This window comes from Dactylosporangium siamense (assembly GCF_016862795.1).
GTDB lineage: Bacteria > Actinomycetota > Actinomycetes > Mycobacteriales > Micromonosporaceae > Dactylosporangium > Dactylosporangium siamense.
Genome location: NZ_BONQ01000151.1, coordinates 40,521 through 67,274, shown reverse-complemented (window position 1 = coordinate 67,274; position 26,754 = coordinate 40,521). Strand labels below are relative to the sequence as shown.

Annotated in this window: 26 protein-coding genes and 2 pseudogenes; 12 read left to right on the top strand and 16 right to left on the bottom strand. The window is 73.7% G+C overall.

The window, feature by feature from the left end:
- Nucleotides 1-2: 2 nt before the first annotated feature.
- Nucleotides 3-1,088, bottom strand: a complete 1,086-nt coding sequence (locus Dsi01nite_RS46265) for a serpin family protein (RefSeq protein WP_203852832.1) — start codon at nucleotides 1,086-1,088, stop codon at nucleotides 3-5.
- Nucleotides 1,085-2,161: a serpin family protein gene (locus tag Dsi01nite_RS46260; RefSeq protein ID WP_203852831.1), complete on the bottom strand. Its 1,077-nt coding sequence runs from the start codon at nucleotides 2,159-2,161 to the stop codon at nucleotides 1,085-1,087. The genes Dsi01nite_RS46265 and Dsi01nite_RS46260 overlap by 4 nt, the downstream gene beginning before the upstream one ends.
- A 154-nt stretch (nucleotides 2,162-2,315) precedes the next feature.
- Here Dsi01nite_RS46260 and trpC point away from each other — a divergent pair, with 154 nt between their 5' ends.
- The 5 genes from trpC to metG all read left to right on the top strand — a co-directional run bounded on the left by trpC (nucleotide 2,316) and on the right by metG (nucleotide 8,082).
- Complete coding sequence (trpC, locus tag Dsi01nite_RS46255) at nucleotides 2,316-3,119, top strand: indole-3-glycerol phosphate synthase TrpC (protein WP_203852870.1); 804 nt, start codon at nucleotides 2,316-2,318, stop codon at nucleotides 3,117-3,119.
- Nucleotides 3,116-4,333, top strand: a complete 1,218-nt coding sequence (gene trpB, locus Dsi01nite_RS46250) for a tryptophan synthase subunit beta (protein ID WP_373318942.1) — start codon at nucleotides 3,116-3,118, stop codon at nucleotides 4,331-4,333. The genes trpC and trpB overlap by 4 nt, the downstream gene beginning before the upstream one ends.
- A 5-nt stretch (nucleotides 4,334-4,338) precedes the next feature.
- Nucleotides 4,339-5,148 (top strand): tryptophan synthase subunit alpha, encoded by an 810-nt coding sequence (gene trpA / locus Dsi01nite_RS46245; protein ID WP_203852830.1) that lies wholly within the window; start codon nucleotides 4,339-4,341, stop codon nucleotides 5,146-5,148.
- A gap of 47 nt (nucleotides 5,149-5,195) precedes the next feature.
- The gene (locus tag Dsi01nite_RS46240) at nucleotides 5,196-6,491 is read left to right on the top strand and encodes an outer membrane protein assembly factor BamB family protein (protein WP_203852829.1); all 1,296 of its coding nucleotides are present in this window, start codon (nucleotides 5,196-5,198) and stop codon (nucleotides 6,489-6,491) included.
- A 139-nt stretch (nucleotides 6,492-6,630) separates the two neighbouring features.
- On the top strand, nucleotides 6,631-8,082 hold the full coding sequence (gene metG / locus Dsi01nite_RS46235; RefSeq protein ID WP_203852828.1) for a methionine--tRNA ligase: 1,452 nt from the start codon (nucleotides 6,631-6,633) through the stop codon (nucleotides 8,080-8,082).
- 157 nt (nucleotides 8,083-8,239) lie between these two features.
- Here metG and Dsi01nite_RS57885 read toward each other — a convergent pair whose 3' ends face one another.
- The 3 genes and pseudogenes from Dsi01nite_RS57885 to Dsi01nite_RS46225 all read right to left on the bottom strand — a co-directional run bounded on the left by Dsi01nite_RS57885 (nucleotide 8,240) and on the right by Dsi01nite_RS46225 (nucleotide 9,433).
- Nucleotides 8,240-8,539, bottom strand: a complete 300-nt coding sequence (locus tag Dsi01nite_RS57885) for a hypothetical protein (RefSeq protein WP_239136738.1) — start codon at nucleotides 8,537-8,539, stop codon at nucleotides 8,240-8,242.
- A gap of 35 nt (nucleotides 8,540-8,574) precedes the next feature.
- A pseudogene (locus tag Dsi01nite_RS59030) lies at nucleotides 8,575-8,898 on the bottom strand (GDSL-type esterase/lipase family protein); the annotation flags it as partial.
- 34 nt (nucleotides 8,899-8,932) lie between these two features.
- On the bottom strand, nucleotides 8,933-9,433 hold the full coding sequence (locus tag Dsi01nite_RS46225; protein WP_203852826.1) for an NUDIX hydrolase: 501 nt from the start codon (nucleotides 9,431-9,433) through the stop codon (nucleotides 8,933-8,935).
- 179 nt (nucleotides 9,434-9,612) lie between these two features.
- Here Dsi01nite_RS46225 and lgt point away from each other — a divergent pair, with 179 nt between their 5' ends.
- Entirely contained in the window at nucleotides 9,613-10,662 is a 1,050-nt protein-coding gene (lgt, locus tag Dsi01nite_RS46220) for a prolipoprotein diacylglyceryl transferase (protein ID WP_373318941.1), read from the top strand.
- A 12-nt stretch (nucleotides 10,663-10,674) separates the two neighbouring features.
- A complete protein-coding gene (locus tag Dsi01nite_RS46215; protein ID WP_203852825.1) occupies nucleotides 10,675-11,898 on the top strand; it encodes an FAD-dependent oxidoreductase in 1,224 nt (407 codons plus the stop codon).
- Between the two features lie 71 nt (nucleotides 11,899-11,969).
- Here the strand turns inward: Dsi01nite_RS46215 and bsaP are convergent, their stop codons facing one another.
- Both bsaP and bioB read right to left on the bottom strand, forming a co-directional pair.
- Nucleotides 11,970-12,197: a biotin synthase auxiliary protein BsaP gene (gene bsaP / locus Dsi01nite_RS46210; RefSeq protein ID WP_203852875.1), complete on the bottom strand. Its 228-nt coding sequence runs from the start codon at nucleotides 12,195-12,197 to the stop codon at nucleotides 11,970-11,972.
- On the bottom strand, nucleotides 12,194-13,177 hold the full coding sequence (bioB, locus tag Dsi01nite_RS46205; protein ID WP_203852824.1) for a biotin synthase BioB: 984 nt from the start codon (nucleotides 13,175-13,177) through the stop codon (nucleotides 12,194-12,196). Before bioB ends, bsaP begins: the two co-directional genes overlap by 4 nt.
- A gap of 107 nt (nucleotides 13,178-13,284) precedes the next feature.
- Between bioB and Dsi01nite_RS46200 the strand changes: the two genes are divergently transcribed.
- From Dsi01nite_RS46200 to Dsi01nite_RS46185, 4 genes are all read left to right on the top strand, one after another.
- Nucleotides 13,285-14,457, top strand: a complete 1,173-nt coding sequence (locus Dsi01nite_RS46200; RefSeq protein ID WP_203852823.1) for an aminotransferase class I/II-fold pyridoxal phosphate-dependent enzyme — start codon at nucleotides 13,285-13,287, stop codon at nucleotides 14,455-14,457.
- A gap of 180 nt (nucleotides 14,458-14,637) precedes the next feature.
- Complete coding sequence (gene bioD / locus Dsi01nite_RS46195; protein ID WP_203852868.1) at nucleotides 14,638-15,339, top strand: dethiobiotin synthase; 702 nt, start codon at nucleotides 14,638-14,640, stop codon at nucleotides 15,337-15,339.
- A gap of 53 nt (nucleotides 15,340-15,392) precedes the next feature.
- Nucleotides 15,393-15,545 (top strand): hypothetical protein, encoded by a 153-nt coding sequence (locus Dsi01nite_RS46190; protein WP_203852822.1) that lies wholly within the window; start codon nucleotides 15,393-15,395, stop codon nucleotides 15,543-15,545.
- Nucleotides 15,542-15,940, top strand: a complete 399-nt coding sequence (locus tag Dsi01nite_RS46185; RefSeq protein ID WP_203852821.1) for a PIN domain-containing protein — start codon at nucleotides 15,542-15,544, stop codon at nucleotides 15,938-15,940. Before Dsi01nite_RS46190 ends, Dsi01nite_RS46185 begins: the two co-directional genes overlap by 4 nt.
- Nucleotides 15,941-15,985: 45 nt before the next feature.
- Here Dsi01nite_RS46185 and Dsi01nite_RS46180 read toward each other — a convergent pair whose 3' ends face one another.
- The 4 genes from Dsi01nite_RS46180 to pdxR all read right to left on the bottom strand — a co-directional run bounded on the left by Dsi01nite_RS46180 (nucleotide 15,986) and on the right by pdxR (nucleotide 19,815).
- A complete protein-coding gene (locus tag Dsi01nite_RS46180) occupies nucleotides 15,986-16,678 on the bottom strand; it encodes a histidine kinase dimerization/phospho-acceptor domain-containing protein (RefSeq protein WP_203852820.1) in 693 nt (230 codons plus the stop codon).
- Between the two features lie 107 nt (nucleotides 16,679-16,785).
- Nucleotides 16,786-17,421 carry a dTMP kinase gene (locus tag Dsi01nite_RS46175; RefSeq protein WP_203852819.1) on the bottom strand — a complete coding sequence of 212 codons (636 nt, stop codon included), beginning with the start codon at nucleotides 17,419-17,421 and terminating at the stop codon, nucleotides 16,786-16,788.
- 74 nt (nucleotides 17,422-17,495) lie between these two features.
- Nucleotides 17,496-18,356 carry a L,D-transpeptidase gene (locus Dsi01nite_RS46170; protein WP_203852818.1) on the bottom strand — a complete coding sequence of 287 codons (861 nt, stop codon included), beginning with the start codon at nucleotides 18,354-18,356 and terminating at the stop codon, nucleotides 17,496-17,498.
- A gap of 34 nt (nucleotides 18,357-18,390) precedes the next feature.
- Complete coding sequence (gene pdxR, locus Dsi01nite_RS46165) at nucleotides 18,391-19,815, bottom strand: MocR-like pyridoxine biosynthesis transcription factor PdxR (protein WP_203852817.1); 1,425 nt, start codon at nucleotides 19,813-19,815, stop codon at nucleotides 18,391-18,393.
- Nucleotides 19,816-19,883: 68 nt separating this feature from the next.
- Between pdxR and Dsi01nite_RS46160 the strand changes: the two are divergent.
- Nucleotides 19,884-21,089 (top strand): annotated as a pseudogene (locus Dsi01nite_RS46160) (amino acid permease); the annotation flags it as partial.
- A 41-nt stretch (nucleotides 21,090-21,130) separates the two neighbouring features.
- On the opposite strand, the gene Dsi01nite_RS46155 reads toward Dsi01nite_RS46160, so the two are convergent.
- From Dsi01nite_RS46155 to Dsi01nite_RS46135, 5 genes are all read right to left on the bottom strand, one after another.
- Nucleotides 21,131-21,571, bottom strand: a complete 441-nt coding sequence (locus tag Dsi01nite_RS46155; RefSeq protein WP_203852816.1) for a DUF5709 domain-containing protein — start codon at nucleotides 21,569-21,571, stop codon at nucleotides 21,131-21,133.
- 71 nt (nucleotides 21,572-21,642) lie between these two features.
- Entirely contained in the window at nucleotides 21,643-23,013 is a 1,371-nt protein-coding gene (locus tag Dsi01nite_RS46150; RefSeq protein WP_203852815.1) for a GH1 family beta-glucosidase, read from the bottom strand.
- A 59-nt stretch (nucleotides 23,014-23,072) separates the two neighbouring features.
- Nucleotides 23,073-23,912: a carbohydrate ABC transporter permease gene (locus Dsi01nite_RS46145; RefSeq protein WP_203852814.1), complete on the bottom strand. Its 840-nt coding sequence runs from the start codon at nucleotides 23,910-23,912 to the stop codon at nucleotides 23,073-23,075.
- Entirely contained in the window at nucleotides 23,905-24,954 is a 1,050-nt protein-coding gene (locus Dsi01nite_RS46140) for a carbohydrate ABC transporter permease (RefSeq protein ID WP_239136734.1), read from the bottom strand. Before Dsi01nite_RS46140 ends, Dsi01nite_RS46145 begins: the two co-directional genes overlap by 8 nt.
- Nucleotides 24,951-26,213, bottom strand: a complete 1,263-nt coding sequence (locus Dsi01nite_RS46135) for an ABC transporter substrate-binding protein (protein ID WP_203852813.1) — start codon at nucleotides 26,211-26,213, stop codon at nucleotides 24,951-24,953. The genes Dsi01nite_RS46140 and Dsi01nite_RS46135 overlap by 4 nt, the downstream gene beginning before the upstream one ends.
- Nucleotides 26,214-26,754 lie beyond the last annotated feature (541 nt).

The following is a 26,754-nucleotide window of genomic DNA, read 5'->3' as shown; positions in this document are numbered from 1 at the left end:
CGTCAGACAAGCACGTCGTTGGAGGAGGAGGGGGACGGCTCCGGGTCGTCGACCCAGCCGGCGAACAGGACCAGCCCCGTCGGCCGGTGGACGGTGAGGAAGCCGAACGGCCGGTCGAACGTGACCTCCACCTGGTCGTGCGGGGCGCCGGTCGCGGCGCCGCCGGCCATCATCGCGACCACGGTGACCGCGGCGGCCTTGAACCCGACGGCCGTGAACGTCGCGGTCGCCGCCTGCGCGGCCTGCTGCACGGCGAGGTCCGCGGGGCCGATGCCGGGGAAGTGCCCCCGGCCGGCGTCCGTGGCGCTGCGCAGGCCGAAGAGGTCCGCGTGGTTTAGCAGGTCGTGGTCGCCGCCGACGGTGAACCTGGGCAGCCGCAGGTAGACCCCGGGCCCGGCGGGCCACCGGTGGTGCCGGATCCCGGGCCCTTCCAGGGGCAGCGAGGGCGCGTCGAGGGTGGTGATGCCGGCGGCCACGACGGAGCCGGGCGTCGGGTCCGGCGCACCGAGGAGCAGCACCACGTCGAGGTCGTCGCCGCCGTGCACGGTGACCGTCGTCAGCGGCCCGGCGGGGGAGTCGACGACCCGGACGGTGCCGAGGTCCGGGTCGAACCGGGACAGCTCGGTGAGGCGCCGCCCGGCCCAGGGGCCGGGGGAGGGCCACAGCCAGCCGTCGTTGAACGGCAGGTCCCACGTGGTGGTGACGGCCAGGGCGGAGGCCAGGACGAGGCGCGTGGAGGAGTCGACGGTGACCGGCATCCGCGGCACCAGCCCGCCGGTCCGCTCGGCCGCCCACGCGTCCAGCGGCGCCCGGTCGCCGGTGAGCACGCCCGCGACGAGGCCCGCCGCGGCGGGGCCGAGCGGGACGTCGGCGCGCGCCCACAGCCCGGTCGCGGCCCGGACCGCGTCCCCGGACGGCCACGGCAGCGGCGTCGCGGCCACGGCGAGCAGCTCGTCGCGGGCCGCCCCGTCGGCGGCGGTCGCGAGGAGGTGCAGCAACGGGTACAGCCCGGCGCCGGACAGCACGGTCCCGCCGGTGATGGTGCGGGCCCAGGCGGCGGTCAGGGCGTTGGCGGCGGCGATCGTCACGGGGTCCAGTCTGCCGGGTCGCGCACCCAGCCGGCGACGAGGACGAGCCCGGTGGGGCGGTGCACGGCGAGGAACCCGAACGGCCGGTCGAAGGTGACCGTCACCCGCAGCTTCCGCGCGGTCGGCGGGCGGTAGGCCAGGGGGTACATGGCGAGGGCCGTCACCGTCGCGGCCTGGAAGCCCAGGGCGGTGAAGCTGGCGACGGCCTGCTGCCGGGCCGAGGACACGGCCAGGTCGACGGGGCTGATGCCGGGGAACGTGCCGTCCCGGGAGGCGGTGCGCAGCCCGAACAGGTCCGGGTCGGCGAGGAGGTCGTGGCCCGCGGCCAGGTCGAACGCCGGCAGGCTGACGAGGAGCTCCGGCGCCGGGTCGGTGGCGTCGACCTCCTGTGCGGTGATGCCGGGCCCGGTCGTCGCCGGCGTGGACCGGGCGAAGCCGTCGATCGCGGCGGCGAGGACGGATCCGGGGGTGGCGGCGTCGGCACCGATGGCGAGCAGCACGTCGATGTCGTCCCCGCCCTCGACGGTGAGCAGCGTGACAGCTCCGTCGAGGACCCGCAGTGGCCGCAGGGCGTCGCTGGCGGCGTGCCTGCGGTGCAGGGCGGCGAGGGTCCGGCCGGACCAGGGGCCGGCGGCCGGGGACATGACACCGTTGTCGAACGGCTGGACCCACTCGGTGACGACGGACAGCGCCGAGGCGAGGACGACGCCGGTGTCCTCGTCGACGGCGACGGGCAGCGCCGGGATGCGCCCGCCGGTCTCGGCGAAGGCCCACGCGTCCAGCCGCGGCTGGTCGATTGAGGGGTCCCCGGACAGCCGGGTGCCCGGGTCCCAGCCGGGGGAGAGGGGGAGGTCATGGCGGGTCCAGACGCCGAGCGCCGCGCTGACGCCATCGACCGGCGGAAGGTTCAGGGCGGAGGGCGCGACGGCGCGCAGCTCGTCCCGGGCGGGGCCGGATGCCACCCCGGCGAGCAGGGCGAGCAGCGGGTAGACCCCCGCGCCGGAGAACACCGCCGGGCCGTCCGATGCGGCCGCCCAGCGCGAGGTCAGAGCGTTGGCTCGATCCACGGTCATGCCCGCAACCATACGAACGGCAACGCATTATGCCCTAGTCCATCAGGTGACGTCGGCCATACCCCCACGGCCATCCACTGACCGGGGGGCTCCTAGCATCGGACGCATGACCACCGGAGAGGGGAGCTCCTTGATCAACGCGGAATCTGGCCGTGTGCTCGACGAGATCCTCGCCGGCGTGCGCGAAGACTTGGCCATCCGCGAGGCACAGGTGCCCCTGGACGAGATCAAGCAAGCAGCGGCGCAGGCGTCACCGCCACTGGATGCCTACGCGAAGCTGAGGGCCCCCGGAGTGGGGGTGATCGCCGAGGTGAAGCGCGCGTCGCCGTCGAAGGGACAGCTCGCCGAGATCCCCGATCCGGCGGAGCTGGCCAAGGAATACGCCGCGGGCGGCGCCCGGGCGGTCAGCGTGCTGACCGAGGGCCGCTGGTTCGGCGGCAGCCTTGACGACTTCGCCGCCGTGCGCGCCGCCGTCGACGTGCCGCTGCTGCGCAAGGACTTCATCGTGTCCTCCTATCAGGTGCACGAGGCCAGGGCGTTCGGCGCCGACCTCGTCCTGCTGATCGTGGCCGCGCTGGACCAGAACACCCTGTCGGGGCTCCTCGACCGCATCGAGAGCCTGGGCATGACGGCCCTGGTCGAGGTGCACGACGAGGAGGAGACCGACCGCGCCCTCGAAGCCGGCGCCCGGGTGATCGGGATCAACGCGCGCAACCTGCGGACCCTCGAGGTGGACCGGACCGTGTTCGAGCGGATCGCGCCGGGGCTGCCCAACGACGTGGTGAAGATCGCCGAGTCGGGTGTGCGCGGGCCGCACGACCTGATCCGGTATGCCTCCGCCGGGGCCGACGCGGTCCTGGTCGGTGAGGGCCTGGTCACCCACAAGAGCCCGCGCGACGCGGTCGCCGAGCTCGTCACCGCCGGTAGCCACCCGGCGACGCCGAGGCCGGCACGGTGAACGCGTTCCTGTCCGCCGCCGGGCTGCTGCCGGACCAGTCGGGGCACTTCGGCACCTTCGGGGGCCGGTTCGTCCCGGAGGCGCTGATCGCGGCCCTGGACGGCCTCGACGCGGCGTACCGGCACGCGCAGGCCGACGAGGCGTTCCAGGCCGAGTTCGGCCGGCTGCTGCGCGACTACGCCAACACGCCGTCGCCGCTGTACCGGGCCGACCGGCTCTCCGCGCACGCCGGCGCCCGGGTGTTCCTCAAGCGTGAGGACCTCAACCACACCGGCGCGCACAAGGTCCGCAACGTGCTCGGCCAGGCGCTGCTGACCAAGCGGATGGGCAAGCCGCGGGTCATCGCCGAGACCGGCGCCGGCCAGCACGGCGTCGCCAGCGCCACCGCCTGCGCCCTGCTCGACCTCGAATGCGTCGTCTACATGGGCGAGGAGGACACCCGTCGGCAGGCGCTCAACGTCGCCCGCATGCGGATGCTCGGCGCCACCGTCGTGCCCGTCACGACCGGCTCCAAGACGCTCAAGGACGCGATCAACGAGGCGCTGCGCGACTGGGTCACCAACGTCGACACGACCCACTACCTGCTCGGCACGGCCGCAGGCCCGCACCCGTTCCCGGCGATGGTCCGCGACTTCGTCAGCGGGATCAGCGTCGAGGCGCGCCGGCAGATCCTGGAGCAGACCGGCCGGCTGCCGGACGCGGTCGCCGCGTGCGTCGGCGGCGGCTCCAACGCCATCGGGGCGTTCCACGCGTTCGTCCCCGACGAGAGCGTCGCCCTGTATGGCTTCGAGGCCGGCGGCGACGGCGTCGAGACCGGCCGGCACGCGGCCAGCATCACCGGCGGCTCCACGGGCGTGCTGCACGGCGCCCGCACGTATCTGCTGCAGGACGAGGACGGCCAGACCATCGAGTCGCACTCGATCTCCGCGGGCCTGGACTACCCGGCCGTCGGGCCGGAGCACGCCTACCTGCACGACACCGGCCGCGCGAGCTACGAGCCGGTCACCGACGCCGAGGCGATGGCCGCGTTCAAGCTGCTGTGCCGGGTCGAGGGGATCATCCCCGCGATCGAGAGCGCCCACGCGGTCGCCGGCGCGCTGCGGGTCATCCCGAAGCTGGCCGCCGACCTCGGCCGCGAGCCGGTCGTGGTGATCTGCCTGTCCGGCCGCGGCGACAAGGACATGGACACCGCGCGCGACTTCTTCGGGGTGTGAGCACAGTGAGTGTTTCGGTCGCGTTCGAGAAGGCCCGCGCGGAGGGTCGCAGCGCGCTGATCGGCTACCTGCCGGCCGGGTTCCCGACCGTGCCCGGCGCGATCGACGCGATCAAGGCGATGATCGACAACGGGGTGGACATCGTCGAGGTCGGCCTGCCGTACTCCGACCCGGTCATGGACGGCCCGGTCATCCAGCGCGCCACCGAGGCGGCCCTGGCGGGCGGCTTCCGGGTCGCCGACGGCCTGCGCACCGTCGAGGCGGTCGCCGCCGCGGGGGCTCCGATCCTCGTCATGACGTACTGGAACCTGGTCGAGCGCTACGGGGTCGAGCGGTTCTCCGCCGACCTCGCCGCCGCGGGTGGCGCCGGGCTGATCACGCCCGACCTGATCCCCGACGAGTCCGGACCGTGGCTGGAGGCCTCCGACGCGCACGACCTCGACCGGGTGTTCCTGGTGTCGCCGTCCTCGACCGACGCCCGGATCGCGATGACCGCCGGCCGGTGCCGCGGCTTCGTCTACGCGACCAGCGTCATGGGCGTCACCGGCGCCCGCAGCAGCACCAGCACCGCCGCGCCGGCCCTCGTCGAGCGGATCAGAGCCGCTTCGAAGGCGGCGGACCAGCACGTGCCGGTCGCGGTCGGGCTCGGCGTCTCCAACGGCGACCAGGCCGCGGAGGTCGGCGCGTTCGCCGACGGGGTCATCGTCGGCAGTGCCCTGGTGCGCTGCCTGCAGGACGCCGCGACGCCCGCCGAAGGTGTCGCCGCGATCGCCGCGCTCAGCGCCGACCTCGCCGAGGGCGTCCGCCGCCGCTAGGCAGCTCCTGGCAGTCACCGGGCCCGACCCCCGTCGTTGAGCCCGGCGTGCGGCGATTTTTCCGTTTGGTACCTGTAGCGCTCCTGCTCGCCTCGGCGCCTGCCGGCGTTGCCCTGGCCCTACCGGCCGCGCAGCGACCGGGGACGCCGGCGCCGGCCGTGGTCGACGCCGGCTGGCGGCAGGACGGCAACGGGCCCGGCCGCGCCGGGTTCCAGCCGGTCACCCGCGACCTGGGGGTCGCCGCGGCGGGCCGGCTCGGCACCGTGTGGACCGCCCCCGCCGCCCGGCCCGAGGAACAGGTCGGCGGTGCCGTCGTCGCCGACGGGACGCTGCTGCGGTCCTCCGGCGGCCCGACCGGCCAGATCCGCCGCTACGACGCGGTCACCGGCGCCGACCTCGGTGCCGTCGTCGACGTCCCCGGCCGCGTGTTCGGCCAGCTCGCCACCGGGCCGTCCGGGACCGGACCGGGCGGCCTGCTGGTCGAGTCGCAGACGTTCGACCCGGCGACGGGGAGCCTCCTCGAGCGGCACCTCAACGCGTACACCGGCCGCGGCGAAACGGTGTGGGAGACGGCGCTGCCCGACGAGGTGTCCGGCGGTTACACCGTCGCGGGAGACCTGGTGCTGCGCGCCGCCGGCGCCACCCTGACCGCGTTGCGGCTCGCCGACGGCACCACGGCGTGGACCGCGCCCCTGGACGGCGAGGCGGGCCTGCACCCGCCGGTCGCCGACGCCGGCCTCGCCCTGCAGACGTTCGAGACCGGCGGCACCAGCGGCACGGGGTCCACTGCGGGGCTGGCCGCTTTCGACCTGCGCACCGGCACCCGGGTGTGGCGGCAGGACGTGAGCGGGCCGTGGCTGATCGCGGCCGGCGGCATCGCCTACACCACCGGCACCGGCGGGGTCTGCGCCCACACCGTCGCCGACGGCGCCCGGCGCTGGTGCGACACCGGCACCCTGCTCGATCCGCGGTCGGCGACCACCGACGGGCAGACCCTCATGGTCTTCGACGCCCACGGGCACGCCGCCGGGTTCGCGGTCGGCGACGGCGCGGTCCGCTGGACCCGCGACTGGGGCATCGCCGGCGCGGAGGTCGCCACGTCCTACTGGTCCCCGGTCAACGGCGGCGGCGTGGTGTACGACGTCGTCTACCACTTCCTGCTGCGCGACGGCGCCCCCGAGCACCGGGTCGAGCTGCTCGCGCTCGACGCCGCCGACGGGACCGTCCTGGCCCGGCACGACCTCGCGTTCGACGCCCTGCACGGCGCCGAGCCGCTGCTGCTGAGCGGCGACCACGTGTACTTCGCGGCCCTCGAGAAGCTCATCGCGGTCGGGGTACGCTAGTCGCATGTACGCCCGCCGAATGATGCGCCCCGTCATGGGGTCCGTCGGCGTGCGCTAGTCCGCTCACCACTCGCCCCCGCGTTCTGGGGCGAGCCGGATCAGGTCCGTCCCTTCGGGGTCCGCAGACCGGAGATCCGTCATGAGCTTCTACGTCACCACCGCCATCCCGTATGTCAACGCCGCCCCGCACCTCGGCCACGCCCTGGAGCTCGTCCAGGCCGACGTCCTCGCCCGGCACCGCAGGCTGCGCGGGGAACCCGTCCGGTTCCTCACCGGCACCGACGAGAACGCGTTGAAGAACGTCACCGCGGCCGCCGCGGCGGGCGTCGACGTGGCCCGCTTCGTCGCCGCCAACGCGGACCGGTTCGCCGCCCTGCGCGGCGTGCTCGACCTGTCGTTCGACGACTTCATCCGCACCTCCGAGGACCCGCGGCACGCCCGCGGCGTCGAGGAGCTGTGGCGGCGCACCGCCGAGCGCGGCGACTTCTACCGCCGTGACTACCAGGGCCGGTACTGCCAGGGCTGTGAGCAGTTCTACGAACCCTCCGAGCAGTGCGCCGAGCACGACGCCCCGCTCGAAGTGATCACCGAGTCCAACTGGTTCTTCCGGCTGTCGGGGTACACCGAGCGCATCCTGAAGGCCCTCACCTCCGAGGAGGTGCGGGTCGAACCGGCCGCGAAGCGCAACGAGGTCCTCGCGTTCGTCCGGGCCGGGCTGCAGGACATCAGCGTCTCCCGGCCCGCGGCCCGCGCCGGCGGGTGGGGCATCCCGGTGCCCGGCGACCCGTCGCAGGTCATCTACGTCTGGTGGGACGCCCTGGCCAACTACGTGACCGCGCTGGGCGCGCTCGACGGCTCGCCGCATCGCGAGTGGTGGCAGGACAGCGCCTCGCGGGTGCACGTGATCGGCAAGGGGATCGTGCGCTTCCACGCCGTGTACTGGCTGGCGCTGCTGCTGTCCGCGGGCCTGCCGTTGCCGACCGCGATCTTCGTGCACGAGTACCTGACCATCGACGGTGCCAAGCTGTCCAAGAGCGCCGGCAACGCGGTCGACCCGGCGGACCTCGCCGGCCGCTACGGCGCCGACGCGCTGCGCTGGTGGCTGCTGCGGGAGGTGGCGCCGCTGGGAGACACGGACTTCACCGAGGAGCGGCTGCTGCAGCGGTACCACCAGGACCTCGCCAACGGTCTCGGCAACCTCGTGAACCGCACGATCGGCCTGGTGCAGCGGTACCGGGGCGGCGCGGTGCCCTACCTCGCCGGCGCGGACCCGGCGCTGCCCGCGGCGGTCGACCGGGCCCTGGCGGTGTTCGACCCGCGCGCGGCGACCGAGGCGATCTGGGCCGCCGTCGCGGCCGGTAACCGCCTCGTCGAGGCGACCCGGCCGTGGGACCTGGCGAAGCGGGAGGCGGCGGGTGACGCGGGCGCGGGCGCGGAGCTCGACCGGGTCCTGGCCGAGCTGGTGGCGGCGTGCCGGTCGGTGGTGCGGGAGCTGGGGCCGTTCCTGCCGGCGGGTGCGGCGCGGCTCGCCGCCCAGCTCGGCGACGGTGACCGGGTCGGCGTCCCCGACCCGGTGTTTCCACGACGCTGACGCCTGTGGGTGGCGCCGGCCGCTGCTTGTGGCGGCCGGCCGCTCGGTGGTGGCGCTGGCCGCTCGGTGGTGGCGCTGGGTCGCTTGGTGGTGGTGCTGGCCGCTGCTTGTGGCGGCCGGCCGCTTGGTGGTGGCGCTGGCCGCTGTGGGTGGGCGGTCAGCCGCGCAGGGCGGCCCGCCAGGTGTCGCGGACGGCTTCGGCGCCCCACGCGTTGGGTTCGATGTGCCCGCACAGCCACAGGTCCCGGTTGTCCGGCCGGGGCTCGGCGCCGGTCACGTCGCCGGCCTTGGCGCCGTGGCCGAGGAACGCGGCGTGCAGGTCGGCGACCGCGGCCCCGTGCCGGGCGGCCGCGTCGCGGATCGCGGTGTTGAGCGCCGCCAGGACCTCCAGGCCGCCCTCCCAGGCGGGCAGCCCCACCCAGGACAGGTCGCCGGTGCCGTCGGTCGGGTCGTACACGGTGGAAGGACGACCCGGGCGCCGGTCGCGGTGAGGGCCGGCAGGGCGATCGCGTAGTTGGTGGCCACCTGCGCCACGGTGCGGTGCGCCGCGTCCAGATCCGGTGGCAGCCCGACCTTCGCGGGCGCGAACAGCGTCGTGAGCAGGTCGTTGCCGCCCATGGTCAGCGTGATCAGGGCGGGCCGGCCCTCGACCCGGTCCAGCTGGTGGCGCACGACGTCGTCGCTGGTCGCACCGTCACGGGCGAGCATGGTCAGGTCGATGCCGAGGTCGTCGGCGAGCAGCGAGGCGGCGCCCAGGCCCGGGCCACCGGCATAGTCGTCGATCGAGATGGAGTCGCCGAGCGCGTAATAGGCCACGCGACCAGTAGATCATCCGGCCGCGACCGTATTTTCACGCGACCGCGACCTCCTGCGGGGCCTCCTGCCGCGCCTCACGCAGGTCGTCCCGGGTGATTTTGCGGATCACCCCGGTGCGGCCGGCGCCGGCGTCGGCGATGGCGGTGCGGGTGGTGGCGGTCAGCGGCTCCGGCAACGACGCCGGGTCGTGCCATGCCAGGCGGCTGATCCGGCCGGGCGCGTTCAACGCCGGCCCGCCACCCTCCAGCCGGCCGCCCAGGCGGCCGCGGAACACGTGCACGAACAGGTCGGGGACCGCCTCGCCGCAGCCGTCGCCGGTCACCTCGTACATGCCGACGAGCTCCACGATCTCGGCCTCCAGGCCGGTCTCCTCGAAGATGTCGCGGACCGCGGCGTGCACCGGGCTCTCCGCGGCGCGGACCCGGCCGCCGGGCAGACCCCACAGCTGGTGGCCGCCCGCCTGCTGGCACAGCAGCACGCGGCCGGAGGCATCCTCGATGATCGCGGCAACGGCAGACGTGACTTCGTAGCTCATATTCGCACTCTAGGCGCCATAGCGGACCGTTGCGATAGCTTCGCTGGTGGTGATCTTCGCCGGTAGGAGGGTATGTCCGCGCGTCGACGGGTGGCGAATTGGGCGAACCCGGAGCATCGCGTTTCAGCCGATCGGCGGTAGCGTGTGCACCCGTGGATGCTGCCCTTACCCCCCTTGCTGTGATCCCCAGCCCCACGCAGGGCGTGTGGGACCTGGGACCGGTGCCGTTGCGCGCCTATGCGCTGTGCATCGTGCTCGGCATCGTCGCCGCGTGCTTCATCGCCGACCGGCGGCTGCGCCAGCGCGGCGCGCCGCCGTGGGTGATCCTCGACATCGCGGTGTGGGCGGTTCCCGCCGGCATCATCGGTGCCCGGATCTATCACGTGATCACCTCGCCCGAGGCGTATTTCGGTGAGGGCGGCGACCTGATCAAGGCGTTCAAGATCTGGGAGGGCGGCCTCGGCATCTGGGGCGGCATCGCGGGCGGCGCCGTCGGCGCGTACATCGCCTGCCGCCGGCTCAACCTGCCCTTCGCGATGGCCGCCGACACCCTGGCCGTCGGCCTGCCCGTCGCGCAGGCACTGGGCCGCTGGGGCAACTGGTTCAACAACGAGCTCTACGGCAAGCCGACCGACCTGCCGTGGGGCCTGAAGGTCTACAACTGGGACGCCAGCGCCGGCCACGCCCAGATGGCCAACGGCAAGGCGCTCGAGCTCGGGACCTTCCACCCCACGTTCCTGTACGAGTTCCTGTGGTGCATCGGTGTCGCCGCCGCCGTCTGGTACGTGGACAAGCGCTGGACCCTCGGCCGCGGCCGGGCGTTCGCGCTGTACGTCGCGCTGTACTGCGTGGGCCGGTTCTGGATCGAGGCGCTGCGCATCGACGAGGCTCACCACTTCCTGGGTATGCGGCTCAACAACTGGACCGCGCTGGTGGTCTTCGCCGCGGCCCTGGCCTACTTCGTGCTCGTGCGCGGCCCGCAGGAGCGGGTCACGTATGACGAGAACGGCCGCATCACCGTCGTCACCGACGGGGAGCAGCCGGCGGTGGGCGGCGACGCCGCTGACGACGCCGCTGACGATGCCCCGGCGGCGGCCGACGAGTCGGCGGTCGAGGAGCCGGTGGCCGACGACGAGCCTTCCCCGGAGAACGTCCCGGCCGAGGACGGTGAGGCACCGTCCGAGGACGCGTCCAGCGGTTCGTCGAGCCCGTCGCTGAACAAGGGCTGAGGTAGCGAGCGGATGCGCACCGCTGTCGTGGTGGGCGCCGGCATCGGCGGGATCGCCGCGGCCGGCGCGCTCGCCCGGACCGGCTGGCAGGTCACCCTCCTGGAACGTGACGACCGGCTCCGCCCGGGCCGCGGCGCGCTCGTCCTGTGGCCCAACGGGGTCCGGGCGCTGCGTGGCCTCGGGCTCGCCGGCGGTCTGGACGGCATCGCCACGCCCGTCCCGCCGGTCGGCATCCGCCGCCCCGACGGGCAGTGGCTGGTCCGTCCCGTCGCCGGGGCCGGCACCGGCGCACTCGACGGCGGGGACGTCGAGTCGCCGCCGGTGGTGGTGCACCGCGAGGACCTGCACGACGCGTTCATCGCCGGCCTGAGCGACCAGGTCGACATCCGCAACGCCATCGAGGTGCAGCCCGCCCGGGTGCGCCGCGAACGCCCCGCCGTCGGCGACGGCCGCACCACGTTCGAGGCGGACCTCATCGTCGCCGCCGACGGCGTGCAGAGCGCGATCCGCCGCCGGCTCGCGCCGGCGACCAGCTTCACCAGCGGCGGCTTCGCCGCGTGGCGGGCCGTCATCCCGTGGTATCGCATCCCCGACCTGCCACCGGGCCTCCCGCCGCACGGCGAGACCCTCGACGGCGGCCACCGCTTCACGTTCGCCTCCCTCGGCGAGCGCGGCTCGTCCGGCGGCTCGACCCGCGGCGGCATCTCCTGGGTCGCGACCGTCCCCGGCGCCCTGCGCCCCGAACCTCCCGCGGGCCAGCTGGCGCTGCTGCGCCGCTGGTTCGCCGGCTGGCACGCCCCGATCCCGCAGCTGCTCGCCGCGACCGAACCCGACGACCTGGTCCAGGATCCGATCGGCGAGCTGGCCCCGCTGCCGGAGACCTTCGGCGTGCGGGCCGGCACCGGCGGCTACGCCCTGATCGGCGACGCCGCCCACGCCATGCCGCACCACCTCGCTCAGGGCGCCTGCCTGGCCCTGGAGGACGTCGCGACCCTGCAGGCGGTGCTCGCCAACGTGCGGGGACCGCTGGGGCCCGCCCTGGACGAGTACAGCCGCCTGCGCCGCCCCAGGGCGACCCGGGTCCTGCAGCAGAGCCGCAAGGCGTCCGCAGTCCTGCAACCCCGGGGCGGCCTCACCAGCCGTGCGATGGGCGCCGCGCTCGGCCGGGCCAACCCGCGCACCCTCGACCGGGCGGCCGCCGCGGCCGCCGAATGGGCCGGCCCGACGTCCTCCTGACGAATCGCTCATGATCCGGTGGACCTTGCGCACTCAGGGCTGCACGAGGTCCACCGGATCAGGGGACGGGATCAGGCGGGGCCGGTGGTGCCGTGCTCGACGCAGGTGGCGGACCAGCCCTTCGGCAGGACCTGGACCTTCATCCGGCGGCGGCACCGCGGGCAGAACCGCGGCGGCTCGAGCTCCCGCGCCGCCGCGCACGCCTCGTGCGGCGCCGTGCCGGATGGCGCCGCCCCGGTCAGGGGCTCGCCGCAGCGGTCGCACCAGACAGTGGTGTCCGTGCCGTTCGGGGCGTTCACAGCGTCGCCGAGAGCGCCTTGACCGGCATGCGCAGCTCGTCGAGCAGGGCCAGGTCCTGGTCGGGGGAGCGGCCCAGGGTCGTGAGGTAGTTGCCGACGATCACCGCGTTGACGCCGCCGAGGAGGCCGTCGCGGGTGCCGAGGTCGCCGAGGGTGATCTCGCGGCCGCCGGCGTAGCGCAGCAGGGTGCGCGGCAGGGCCAGGCGGAACGCGGCGACGGCCCGCAGCGCGTCCTTCGGGTCGAGCACCGGCTGGTCGCTCAGCGGGGTGCCGGGGCGCGGGTTGAGGAAGTTGAGCGGGACCTCGTGCGGGTCGAGCTCCTGCAGCTGGATCGCGAACTCGGCCCGCTGCTCGACGGTCTCACCGAGGCCGAGGATGCCGCCGCAGCAGACCTCCATGCCGGCGTCGCGGACCATGCGCAGCGTGTCCCACCGCTCCTCCCACGTGTGGGTGGTGACGACCTGCGGGAAGTGCGACCGGGCGGTCTCCAGGTTGTGGTTGTAGCGGTGGATGTCCAGGGCCGACAGCCGGTCCACCTGATCCTGGGTCAGCATGCCCAGCGACGCGGCGATGTTGATGTCGACCGCCTCGCGGATCGCCGCGACCCCGTCGGCGAGCTGCGACATGAGCCGCTCGTCGGGGCCGCGCACCGCCGCGACGATGCAGAACTCGGTGGCTCCGGTCGCGGCGGTCTGCTTCGCCGCCTCGACCAGCGACGGGATGTCGAGCCAGACCGCCCGCACCGGGGACGTGAACAGGCCGGACTGCGAGCAGAAGTGGCAGTCCTCGGGACAGCCGCCGGTCTTGAGCGAGACGATGCCCTCGACCTCGACCTCCGGGCCGCACCACGTCATCCGCACCTCGTGCGCGATCGCGAGATATTCGGGCAGCTCCTCGTCGGAGCAGCGCAGCACCGCGAGGACACCGTCGAGGTCGAGCCCGACGCCGGTGTCGATGACGGCCTTGGCAGCAGCAAGCATGCTCGTACCTTACAAAACGTTAGGGCCGGGCGGGGAGACGGTGAAATTGTGCACATCAGACAATCGACATGGTAGGAGTTCCACAACGGCGGTGCGAGGATGTGGCGATGGAAGACGGATCGTGGCTGTCCACACTGGACGGTGAGGCCGCCGCGCGGCAGGCCGCCGGGCTGCGCCGGGAGCTGCGCCCCCGCGACGCCGGTGACGACGTGATCGACCTCGCCGGCAACGACTACCTCGGCCTGTCCCGGCACCCCGAGGTCCTCGCCGCCGCGGCGCGGGCCCTCGCGGACTACGGGCTCGGTGCGACCGGGTCGCGGCTCGTGCGGGGCTCGACGGGTGTGCACCAGGCCCTCGAGGACGGGCTGGCCCGGCTGCTCGGCGCGCAGACCGCGCTCGTGTACTCCTCCGGCTACCTCGCCAACCTCGGCGCGATCCGGGCCCTGGTGCGCCCCGGCACGCTCGTCGTGTCCGACGCGCACAACCACGCCTCGATCGTCGACGGCTGCCGGCTCGCCTGCGCCGGCCGCGCCGCCAGGGAGGGCGCCGGCACCGTCGTCGCGCCGCACGCCGACCCCGGCGCGGTCCGGGCGCTGCTCGCCGCCCAGCCGGACCGGCCCGCCGTCGTCGTCACCGAGAGCGTGTTCTCCGTCGACGGTGACCTGGCCCCCCTCGCCGAGCTGCACGCCGCCTGCCGGGCGCACCCCGGCGGCGCGCTGCTGCTCGTCGACGACGCCCACGCCCTCGGCGTCATCGGGCCCGGCGGCGCCGGTGGGGTCGCCGCCGCCGGCCTGGCCGGGCGGCCCGACGTGATCGTCACCGCGACCCTGTCGAAGTCCCTGGGCGCGGCCGGCGGTGTCGTCGCCGGCCCGCGGCAGCTGCGCCGGCACCTCGTGGACACCGGCCGCACGTTCATCTACGACACCGCCCTGCCGCCGGTCGTCGCCGCCGGTGCCCTCGCCGCCCTCGACCTGCTCGCCGCCGGCGACGACCGGCGGGCCGAGCTGGCCGCCAGGGCCGCCCTCGCCGTCGCCCGGCTGCGCGCCGAGGGCCTCGAGGTCTCCGACCCCGACGGCGGGGTCATCTCCGTCGCGGCGCCCAGCGCCGACGAGGCCTTCGCGTGGGCGGCCGCCTGCCGGGACCGGGGCGTCGCGGTAGGCTGCTTCCGCCCACCGTCCACACCGGACGGTCGGTCGCGCCTCCGGCTCACCGTCAACGTCGGCGTGCCACCGGCGGCGTTCGAGCACGCGCTCGACATCGTGGTCAAGGAACGCCCGTGAGGACCGGCCCGAGCGGGCCGTAGACACGGCAATGACCCGGAAAGGCACTGAGAGGCAGCCGTGAGCGACCCGCGACCCGCCGAGCCCCGTGACGTCCTGCCCGCCGAGGCGCTCCTCGCCGAGGCGCTGCGGTCCGAGGCGCTCCTCGAGGAGGCCGCGACCCCCGCGGCGACCGAGCCGATCTCCGGCGCCGTCATCGTCACCGGCACCGACACCGGCGTCGGCAAGACCATCGTCACCGCCGCCGTCGCCGCCGCCGCGACCGCCGCCGGGCGCCGCGTCGCGGTGGTCAAGCCCGCGCAGACCGGCACCGCCGACGGCGACGAGCCCGACGCCGCGACCGTCCTGCGCCTCGCGGAGCCCGTCACCGTGCGGACCCTGGCCAGCTTCCCCGACCCTCTGGCGCCGCTCGCCGCGGCGCGGGTCGCGGGGGAGGACCCGCTGACCGCGGTCATGGCGCAGCTCGCCCTGCGCACGATCGTCGAGGACCACGACATCACCCTCATCGAGGGCGCCGGCGGCCTGCTCGTGCCGATGGGGGAGGGCGGATGGACGGTCCTGGACCTCGCCGCCGCGCTCGGCGCGACCGTCATCGTCGTCGCCCGGCCCGGTCTCGGCACGCTCAACCACACGGCGCTGACGCTGCAGGCCCTCGCCCACCGGGACGTCCCGGCCGCCGTCGTCCTCGGCTCGTGGCCGGCCGAGCCCGAGCTGGTGCACCGCACGAACCTGCACGACCTCGCCGGTGACCTGGTCGGGGCCGTGCCCGAAGGGGCCGGCGCGCTCGCCCCGGCGCTGTTCCGGCGGGAGGCGCCGCACTGGCTCGCGCCGCTGCTGCACGGACGGTTCGACCCGGTCGCGTTCCGCTCCCACAGTCGCTGAACCCGGCGCTTCGGGGGACCGCGTCGGTCGATGTGACGCGGTACGGTCACGCCATGACCGAGATCGACCCCGAGCCGGCTCCCGCATCCGACGAGGAGCGCCGCGCCCGGGCCCGCAAACGGCTCGACGACGCCGGCGCGCACGTCACCGCCGAGGCCCGCACCGAGTCCCGTGAGCAGGTCCGCGAACTCATGGGCTGGTCATGAACGACCGGCCCGAGCCGACCCGCCTGGTGCTCGACGCGTCGGCGGTGCTCGCCTACACCCAGGGCGACACCGGCGTCGACGAGCTCGTCAGCACCGTCCTCGCCGACGGCGGCACCGTCGTCGTCCCGGCGGTGGCGCTCGCCGAGACCCGCAGCGAGCTCGCCTATGCCGAGGAGCTCGCCCGCCTCGACGCGCTGCTCGGCACGGTCACGGTCGCGCCGCTCGGCGGTGCCGACGCGGTCGGCCTGGGGCGGCTGGCGTCCCGGCTCAACGGCAGCCTCGGCCTCGCCCACGCGGTCGCCGAGGCGCACCGCCACGAGGCGCGCCTGCTCACCGCGCACGCCCCGGCCGTCCGCCGCGCCATCGGCGAGCTCGACGGCCTCGTCGAGCTCTGAGAACCGGTGACCACAGCGGTCACGGGGAACCGGTGACCACAGCGGTCACGGGGAGCGGCGGCTCGCCGTGGCCAGGACGCTCGCCGGCAGGGTGAGGCGGAACGACGTCTCGTCGAGGCGGACCTCGCCGCCGCACAGGCTCGCCACGGCGCTCGCCACCCGTAGGTCCGCGGGTTTCTGCGGGTCGCTCGGCCGGGGCTGCGGCGCGGTCAGCTCACCGTGCCCGACGATCCTCGCGTCGATCGCCGGGACCGGGTCGGCCCGCAACGCGATCTCGATGTGCGCGCGGCTCGGCGCGGCCGTCGCCAGCCACAGCACGAGCTGCCCGACGAGGTGCCGGCAGACGAGGTCGTCGACGGCGACCGGCACCGTCGCCGGCGCGTCCGCGTGGATGCTCACCGCACCCGCGACCGCGACCCGGCGGGCCAGGTCGACGGCGTCGCGGAGCACCGCGACCAGATCCGTCGCGCCCTGCCGGTGCGGCCCGTCACCGGCGCCGGCGGCATCGGTGGGGTCGGTGGCGGCGAGCGGGAGGACGACCCCGTCGACGTAGCGCTGCAGCCGCACCGCGTTGCGGTCGATCGCGTCGAGGCACGCGACGCCCTCGGTCAGCGCGTCGGCCGCGGGAGCGCCGGCCAGGTCGTCGCGCAGCAGCCGGGTGTACGCGAGGATCGACGTCAGCGGGGTGTGCAGCTCGTGTCGCAGCCGTGCCGCGGGATCGTCGCCGGTGGAGAACACGCGCGTTCCTTTCGCCAACCCCGGTCGCGAACCTCAGCTGCCCGCGTGACCCGAGACATCGACGCTAACCGGCGTCCGGCCGGTCGCGTCCCCGACCGGCGACCAGGTCACCCGATCGGGAGCAGGTGCTGCGCGGCGCGGGACGGGTGGCGGCGCGCCGAGTCCGGCAGCAGGTCGCGCTGCACCGCCTCGCGCAGCTGGGTCTGCACCGCCGACGGGTCCGTGCCCGCGTCGACGACGGTGAACCGGCCGGCCTCCGGCAGTCCCCGGTACGCCGCGTCGCACGCCGTCAGGTAGTCCAGGTCCTCGTGGTCCTTGCCCCGCGCGTCGACCCGGGCCTGCGCCACCAGGGGCGGCACCGCCAGGTAGAGGACCAGCTCGGGCTGCGGCAGCAGCCGGAACAGCAGCCGTGCGAGCCGGGGGCGCCCGCCGCGGACGGTGATGCTGGTGTACTGGCAGTAGGTGTAGCGGTCCATGACGGCCACGGTGCCGGTCAGCCGCGACAGGAGCAGCGCGCGGGTGATGACGAGCCCCCGCAGCAGCGTCTCCACCAGCAGGAACAGCCGCACCCCGAGCAGGTGCTCGGCGTCGCGCCGGCCGAGTCGCTGCGCCAGCCGGCCGAAGAAGACCCGTCCGGCGGCGTTGCGGTGGTAGCGGGCGGGCACGCCGCTCGCGTCGAGCCAGTCGGCGAGCCACCGCGCCTGGGTGGACTTGCCGGCGCCGTCGATACCAATCAGTGCCACTGTACGGATCACCCTCCCAACGGTAAACCGTCGGCGGTGAAGCGCCAGTGAAGGGGATGATTCCCGACCGACGATCAGGGCAGGACGACGACGCTGGTGCCGCTGGCGACCGAGTCGAGGAGGACCTTCTGGGCCGCCGGGGGCATCCGGACGCAACCGTTGGACTTGCGGAAGCCGAACTCGTTGCGGTACCAGGCGTGGATGCCGGTGTGCGCGTCTTCGAGGCCGTCGGCGACGGCGCCCTTGTCGTCCGGGACGGCGCCGAGCGCGAGGACGTCGAGCCCGGCGTAGACCTGGCTGGACAGGCGCGAGCGGCCCAGGACGAACGTGCGCCCCAGCGGGGTCTGGGTCGCCGCCGCGCCGACGGTCACGGTCCACGTCTGCTGCGCGACGCCGTCGCGGACCCAGGTGAGCGTGAACGCGCCGCGGCGCACGATGACCTGGTCGCGCAGCGGCACGGTGGTCCAGTTGCCGGCGGGGAGCCAGCCGACGCTGCGGTTGATCGTCGGCAGCAGCACCGCGACCCAGCCGGCCTGCTTCGCCACGATCGGCATCACCAGCTGCACGCCGCTGATGTCGGGGGTCAGGTAGGCGCGGGCGGTGCCGCCGGGCGCGTCGTAGGCGGCGAGCTTCGCCGTCGGGTGCAGCCCCTCGGTCAGCGGCACCGTCGAGGACTGGTCCGGGTCGGCGGGGAACCCCGCGGCGCCCTTCGTATACGTGATCGTCGGGATGCCGGCGGCGGCCGGGGCGGCCGGCGGGGTCGTCACAGGAGCGGCGGGTGAGGCGGGCGCGGACTCCGACGGGGCCGCCGACGCCGGTGACGTCGTGGCGGCCGGCGGCCGGGCCTGCGGTTTGGCCTTCCCGCCGCAGGCGGTGACCCCACCGGCGAGACCGACCGCGAGCGCGGTGAGGGCGGCGACGCGGCGCACGAGCATCCGTACACCGTAGCGGGCGGCGCGGGCCGCGCTGTCACCCCAACGGGCGGGAGGCGCGGTCCAGCAGGTCCAGGGCGGCCGGCAGATCCCCGGCGGTGATCATGCCGTACCCGATGACGAGGCCGTCCGCCGGCGCGGCGGCGGTGTAGAAGCCGGCGAGCCCTTCCACGGCGACGTCCGCGTCCCGCAGCCGGGCGAGGGTCCGCGGCACGTCGACGTGGGCGGCGGCGAGCAGCGTCACGTGCAGCCCGGCCGAGGACGGCACCGGCGTGAACCGGTCGGCGAGGGGACCCCGTGCGGCGGTGGTCACCAGTTCGTGGCGGGCCGCGTACACCCGCGTCACCGTCCGCACGTGCCGCCGCAGGAGTCCCTCGTCGATGAAGTCGGCCAGGGCCGCCTGCGCGGCCGGCTCGACGTGCCAGTCGGCGAGACGCTTCGCCGCGACCAGCGCCGGCCGCAGCGACGCCGGCGGCACCAGGAACCCGAGCCGCAGCGCGGGCAGCAGTGTCTTGGCGAACGAACCGACGTAGACGACCCTGCCCGCCCGGTCCAGGCTCTGCAGCGGCTCCAGGGGCCGGTCGGAGAAGCGGAACTCGCTGTCGTAGTCGTCCTCGACGATCGCCGCGCCGTGCCGCTCCGCCCACCCGAGCAGCGCCGCGCGGCGGGTCAGTGACATGGGAACGCCGAGGGGGTACTGGTGCGACGGCGTCACGTACACCAGCCGGGCCGAGCGGGGCAGCGCGTCCACGACCAGGCCGTCGCCGTCGACCGGGACCGGGACCACGCGGGCGCCGAGTGCGGTGAAGGCGAGCCGCGCCGGCGGGTAGCCGGGCTCCTCGACGGCGACCACCGACCCCGGCTCGATCAGCACCCGGCCGACGAGGTCCAGGCCCTGCTGCGCGCCGTTGGTGACGATCACGTCCGCCGCGGCCGCCCGCACGGACCGGGACAGCCCCACGGCCCGCGCGATCGCCGCGCGCAGCCGCTCCAGGCCCGCCGGGTCGGCGTACTCGGCGTCGGCGCGCAACGACCGCGTGAGCAGCCGCCGCCAGGTCGCGAGGGGGAACAGGCCGCCGTCGGGGTGCCCGGCCCGCAGGTCGTAGCGGGCCTTCCTGGTCGGCGGCCGGGCGGAGAGGTCGGCGGCGAGCTCACCGGCGAGCACCGCCCAGCGCGGTGACGGTCGCAGCGCCCCGACCGGCGCCCGCCGCGACCCGCCCGGTGCCGGCATCGCCACGAACGTGCCCGCGCCCGCCCGGCCCTCCAGGAACCCGTCGCCGACGAGCCGGTCGTAGGCGGCCGCGACCGTGTTGCGCGACACCGCCAGCTGCCGGGCGAGGTCCCGGCTCGGCGGCACCCGGTCCCCGGCCCGCAGCCGCCCGTCGAGGATCGCGTCACGGACCTGCCGGTAGATGCGGGCGGCCTGGTCACCGCGGCCTTCGAGGCTGATGTGCAGTTCCAACTTGGCCCAATGCAACCCGTGATCAATTGGCACTTCAACCGGGCCAAGCCCGGGTTTAGCGTCATCGTATGCTCACCGTCAAGCAAGGCGCCGCCCTGTCCGTCGGTGCCGTCCTCGGCACCGGCGTGATCGCCCTGCCGGCCCTCGGCGCCCAGATCGCGGGCCCCGCCTCGCTCGTCGCGTGGCTCGCCCTCGTCGTGCTGTCCGCGCCCCTCGCGGCCACCTTCGCCGCCCTCGGCGCCAGGTATCCCGACGCCGGCGGGGTCTCCACGTATGTCGGCGCCGCGTTCGGCCCGCGCGCCGCCGCCGTCGTCGGCTGGATCTTCTACGTCGCGGTGCCCGTCGGTTTCCTGCCCGCGGCGAGCTTCGGCGCCGCCTACGTCACGGCGGCCTTCGGCGGCGGCCACCGCACCACGCTGCTCACCGCCGGCGCCCTCATCGTCGTCGTCGCCGGGCTGAACTTCGGCGGCGTGAAGGTCTCCGGCAAGGCGCAGCTCGTCCTCGCCGCCGTCCTGGCCGGACTGTTGCTGCTCGCCGTCGGCACCGCGCTGCCGCACGCGGACCTCGCCAACCTGCGGCCCTTCGCCCCGCACGGCTGGCTCGCGGTCGGCCCCGCCGTCGCCGTGCTGGTCTGGGGGTTCGCCGGCTGGGAGGCCCTCACCTCGCTCGCCGCCGACTACCGCGACCCCCGCCGCGACGTGCCCCGCGCCACCTGGATCGCGGTCGCCGTCGTCGGCGTGCTCTACCTGCTCGTCGCCACCACCAGCCAGCTCGTCCTCGGCCCCCGGGCCGGCGCCGTCGAGGCGCCCCTCGCCGAGCTGCTCACCATCGGCCTCGGCCGCGACGTGAAGGTCCTCACCGCGGTGGTCGCGCTGCTGCTCACTGCCGGCGCCGTCAACGCCTACTTCGCCGGGGCCGCCAAGCTGGGCGCGGCGCTGGGCCGCGACGGGGCCCTGCCCGCCTGGTTCGCCAGGGGCGCCGGAGCCGGCGAGGTGCCCCGCCGGTCCCTGGCCGTGGCGGCCGGGCTCGCCGGCGCGACCGTCGTCGCCGCCGGGCCGCTGGGGGTCGGCACGAGGCCGCTGATGCTGGCCACGACCGCGTCGTTCGTCGTCGTCTACGTCCTCGGCACGGCCGCGGCCGTGAAGCTCCTACCGGCCGGCACCTGGTCGCGGCGGACCGCGATGGTGGCATTGCTGTGCGTAGTCGGGCTGCTCGCCCTCACTGGATGGTATGTCGCGTGGGCGGCGGGGGTGGCGGTGGTCGCTCTCGGTTATCAGGCGGCCACCGCCCGGCGTGCCCGGCGTGTCCAGGTGCCTCAGCGCTCGACGTCGATGATGTGCATGGCGGCCTCCTCGGCCGACGCGGCGCCGCCGTCGATGCCGACGTCGGAGCCGATCTCGTCCTTCTCCTCGTCCTCGCCCCAGCCCTCGTCCGGGGCGACGAGGCGGCCGGCCCGCCGGTCGCCGACCTCGCCGGCGTCGAAGAACTCCCCGGACTCGGTCGTGGTGCCGTAGTCGTCCAGATCGGGCCGGGCCGTCGGGTCCGGCTCCTCCTGCGCGATGCGCTGGTCCCAGGACTCGCCCCGCTGCGCCTCGGCCTGGGTGACGCCGAACGTGTTGAGTCCCAGGGGTTTCTCCGGCGGTGAGTACCCCTCGTCCAGGGCATCGGCCAGGCCGCGGTCCGACAGGGTGTCCTCGACGGAGAGCTGGCCCTCCTCGTCCGGTGCCGGGTCCCAGCTCGCGGTGTCAGAGCTCATGATCACGTCTCCTCGGTGGCAGGTCCGGTGGTGCTCCCGGTCCCCTTACCCGGCAGCACCCCACATCGACCCTAGATCACCGAATCGTGAGAAACCGGATGGGCGGCGCGATGGGCTCTGATCAGCTCCGCGTACCGGTGCCCGCTCGCCTTGATCGTGCGCTTCTGCGTGTCGTAGTCGACCCGGACCAGACCGAACCGCTTGTCGTAGCCGTAGCCCCACTCGAAGTTGTCCAGCAGGGACCAGGCGAAGTAGCCGTCGACCGGCGCGCCCCGCACGACCGCGTTGCGGACCGCCTCCAGGTGCTGCTCCAGGTAGTCGACGCGCTCCTTGTCCTGCACCTCACCGCTGGGCTCGACGGTGTCGGCCCAGGCCGAGCCGTTCTCCGTGATCAGGATGCTGCGCGGCCGGTAGGTCTCCGCGACCCGGACCAGGATGTCCTCCAGGCCCTTGGCGTGGACCTCCCACGGCATCGCCGTCTCGATCGACCCCGGCACCGGGATCTGCCGGATGAACGGCGCCCGGCTCGCCGGGTCGTCGACGATGACCTGCCGGAAGTAGTAGTTGATCCCGAGGAACTCCGTCGGCGCCGCGATCAGGTCCAGGTCGCCGTCGCGGACCGGCAGGTCCACCTGGTAGGTGTCCAGCAGGTCCGCCGGGTAGCCGAGCCCGTGCAGCGGGTCCAGCCACCAGCGGTTGATGTGCCCGTCCGCGCGCCGCGCCGCGGCCACGTCCTCGGGCCGGTCGGAACCCGGCTCCGTCGGGCTCAGGTTCAGCACGATCCCGACCGCCGGCGGCAGCTGCGCCGACGCCCGGATCGCCTGGTTGACCAGGCCGTGGCCGAGCAGCACGTGATGCGACGCGTGCACGGCCCGGGTCAGGTCCCGCTCGCCCGGCGCCATCCGGCCCTCGAGGTGGCCGATCCAGCACACGCACAGCGGCTCGTTGACCGTGTTCCAGTCCGCGACCCGGTCCCCGAGCCGGCCCGCGACGATCGCCGCGTAGTCCGCGAACGCCTCGGCCGTCTCCCGCCGGGGCCAGCCGCCGGCGTCCTGCAACGCCTGCGGCAGGTCCCAGTGGTACAGCGTCGCGAACGGCCGGATGCCCGCCTCCAGGAGACCGTCGACGAGCCGGTCGTAGAAGTCGAGACCCGCCCCGTTCACCGCGCCGGTCCCCGCCGGGAGGATCCGCGGCCACGCCACCGAGAACCGGTACGCCTCCAGGTTCAGCCGGCGCATCAGCGCGATGTCCTCCGGCCAGCGGTGGTAGTGGTCGCAGGCCACGTCGCCGGTGTCGCCGTTGTCGACGTTGCCGGGCGCGTGGCTGAACGTGTCCCAGATGGACGGTCCACGGCCGTCTTCCGTGACGGCGCCTTCGATCTGGTACGCCGCCGTGGCGGAGCCCCAGATGAAGTTCGATGGGAGGTCGGACAGATCCAGCACGGGGCGGTTCTCCTCTGTGAAGCTGCGATGAGGACGGGTTTCGGCAGTGTTGCCCGGCGCTACTTGACGGCGCCGGCGGTCAGACCGGCCACGAAATACCGTTGCAACGCCAGGAAGCCGGCCACGACCGGGATGCTGACGACCAGGGACGCGGCCATCACCTGGTTCCAGTACACCTGGAACTGCGTCGAGTAGGCCTGCAGGCCGACGGCGAGGGTGCGGCTGTCCTGGTCCGTCATGATCGAGGCGAACAGCACCTCGCCCCACGCGGTCATGAACGCGTACACGGTGACCGCGACGATCCCCGGCACGGCCGTGGGCAGGATGACGGTGAACAGCGTGCGCATCGACCCGGCGCCGTCGACCTGCGCGGCCTCGTCCAGCCCCCGCGGGATCGAGTCGAAGTAGCCGACCAGCATCCAGATCGAGAACGGCAACGAGAACGTCAGGTACGTGATGACCAGGCCGAGCCGGGTCTGGTACAGCTCGATCCCGGTCGCCGTGCCCAGGTTCACGTAGATCAGGAACAGCGGCAGCAGGAACAGGATGCCGGGGAACATCTGCGTCGACAGCACCGCGACCGAGAACACGCCCCGGCCGCGGAACCGGTACCGGCTGATCGCGAACGCCGCGAAGACCGCGATCGACACCGAGAACACCGCCGCGACCGTCGACACGATCACGCTGTTGAGCAGGTAGTTGCCGAGCGGGACGGTGCTCCACATGTCGACGAACGCCTGGAACGTCAGCGTCGAGGGCAGCCAGGTGAAGTCGTCCTGGACGTCCTGCAGCGGCTTCAACGCCGAGCTCACCATCACGAACAGCGGCGTCAGCACGAACAGCGCCAGGAGGCTCAGCACGATCCAGCGGGCGATCCGCTCGCCCCGGCCCTCACGCATGGATCCTCCTGCGGTTCGTGATCATCAGGTACACCGCGGTGACCAGCAGCAGGAACAGCAGCAGGACCACGGACATCGCCGAGCCCATGCCGAAGTCCCAGGTGCTGAACGAGCTGTTGTAGATGTGGATCGAGATCAGGTCCGCCTCCGGTGGCGCGGACCCGCCGAACAGCACGTACGGGGTGTTGAAGTCGTTGAACGTCCACAGGAACAGCACCAGCAGCAGCACCTGGTTGACCGGGCGCAGCGACGGCAGCGTCACCGAGCTCAGCCGCCGCCAGAAGCCGGCGCCGTCGATCGCGGCGGCCTCGTACATCTCCGTCGACACGTTCTGCAGTCCGGCGGTGATGCACAGCAGCGCGAACGGCCAGGTCCGCCACACCGACACGATCAGCAGCGCCCAGAAGCTGTTCTCGCCGATGAGCCAGAACGGCCGCTCGCCGTCGACGAGCCCGAGCTGGTCGACCAGCACGTGGTTGATCAGGCCGGTGTCGCGCTGGAACAGGAAACCCCAGGTGATGACGGCCGCGTAGACGGGCAGCGCGTACGGGGTCAGGAACAGGGTGCGCAGCAGCGCCCGGCCCTTGAACGGCCGCTGCATGAACACCGCCGCGGACAGCCCGAACAGCCACGACAGGAACACCGACAGCGACGTGTACAGCACGGTGATGCCGAACGACTTCAGCAGCGCCTTGCCGGTCTCGCTGTGGAAGTTGACGGTCGCGGCGTAGTTGTCGATCCCGACGAACGGTGCCGTGGACCAGTCCTGGATGTGGAACTGGGTCAGTTCCAGCAGGCTCATCCACACGCCGACCAGCATCGGCACCACGTGGATGCCGATCTCCAGGACCACGGCCGGGGCGACCAGCAGGTACGGCAGGTACTTCGACCGGATCCGGCGGCGGCGCCGCTGGCGCTGGCTGCGCTGCTTCGGTGGGGCGCCCACCGCGCGGGCGTGGTGCTGGCGCACGTCGGGTGCGGCGTGCATGGGCCGGCGGACGGGCACCGCCGCGGACCCCCGCGCCCCCATCGGGCGGGTCATCCCTTCATCCGTTGCTCGACGGCCTTCAGTTTCGCCCGGATCGCGGCGGCGGTGATCGGTTTGCCGTTCGCGGCGTTCGCGAACTGTTCCTTCATCACGGCGCCCACCAGGGTCTCGAACTGGCTCTCCGTGGTGACCTGCGGCAGCGGCGACGCCGTCGAGTTGAGCACCTCGGCGAGGACCTTCTGCTCCGGCGCGGCGAACGCCGGGTCCGCCAGGGCCGCCTTCACCGACGGCAGCGAGCCGTACACCTTGTTGAGGGCGACCTGCTCGGCGTCGCTGGTCATGAACTTCACGAACTCCATCGCCCCCTCCAGGTTCCTGCTGTGCCGGAAGACCGCGATGTTGATCCCGGCGACCATGCTGTTGACCTTCTTGCCGCCGGCCGGTGGGTTCGCCGGGAACGGCACCTGCGCGATGCCGTACTCCTCCGGGCTCATCCCCTGCGCCTGGAACGCCGAACCGGCCGCCTGCCACAGCAGCATCGCCGCCTTGCGGTTGGCGAAGTCGGACAGCGACTCGTTCTTCGCGTACTCGGCGTTGCTCGGGTTGACGATCTTGTCCACGGCCATCAGGTCGATGTACCGCTTGATCGCCGCGACGTTCTGATCCGTGTCGAACGTGGGCTTGCCGCTGACGTCGAACCACTCGCCGCCGTACTGCTGGCTGAACGTGAACGCGTGGTGCGCGTTCTCCGACGGGTTGGCGCCCTCGATCGCCAGGCCCCACTGCTTGCCGTTGGTGAGCTTCTTGCCCACCTCGACGAGCTCCTCCCACGTCGCCGGGGGCTTGCTGATGCCGGCGTCGGCGAACATCTGCTTGTTGTAGTAGAGCGCGTAGGACAGCGAGTACAACGGCACCGCCGCCGGTGCCTTGCCCGGCGCGCCCGCCGCGGCCAGGGCCGCCGGCACGAACCGGTCCTTGCCGCCGATGCGGTCGAACGCCTGCGGGTCGAACGAGATCAGCGCGTTCGTCGCCTGCAGCGACGCCGACCAGGTGTTGCCGATGTTGACCACGTCGGGGCCCCGCCCGGACGTGGCCGCGGCGAGGAGCCGGTTGAGCAGGTCCGACCACGGCACGACCTCGACCTTGACGTGGATGCCGGTCTGCTGCTCGAAGCGTTCGAGGACCGGCGCGAGGGTCTGCTTGTCGAACTCGAGACTGCTGCCCTGGTTGCTCGCCCAGTACGTGAGGGTCTTGGCGTCCGCCACGGGTTCGCCGCACGCGGCGAGCGAACCGGTCAGCAGGGCGGCCGCCATCAGTAATGCGAGCCTTCGTCGTCCCGCCACGGTGTCTGCCCTTTCGATGGGTGCCGACCGGCGTGCCGAGGCGACCGCAGGGGTTGGGGCTGCGGTGTGACGGTCGCGCGCTCGACAGGGGGTGGGGTGGTGCTGGTCCCAGCCGAACGGGGGGTGTGTTGCCGCGACCAGTTTCTATCGAGACTTAAATAATGTCGTCATTAAAGTGGGGCGCTTTCAGGACGTCAAGGTCGGGCCCGTTCCACAAAAGCCGCATAAGGGGATTGTTCACGTCGCGATAGAAGTTTGTCTTGACGGCGACGCAACCCCGGCGTAACACTCGTGGTTCTGAGAGAGCGCTCTCTCATTGCACCACGGTCGGCACGCCCATGCCGACGACCGTCGATGCCCCGCCTGGCTTCGGCGTGTCTGTTGTCCACCGCTCACCGCCCAGATCACGGACCGGGAACCGCCAACCAGCCCGGTCTGGATCCCCGCCACGTCCCCCGACTGACAGGCAGGATCATGAAATTTCCGCGTATGTCGCGCTATGCCTCGGCGC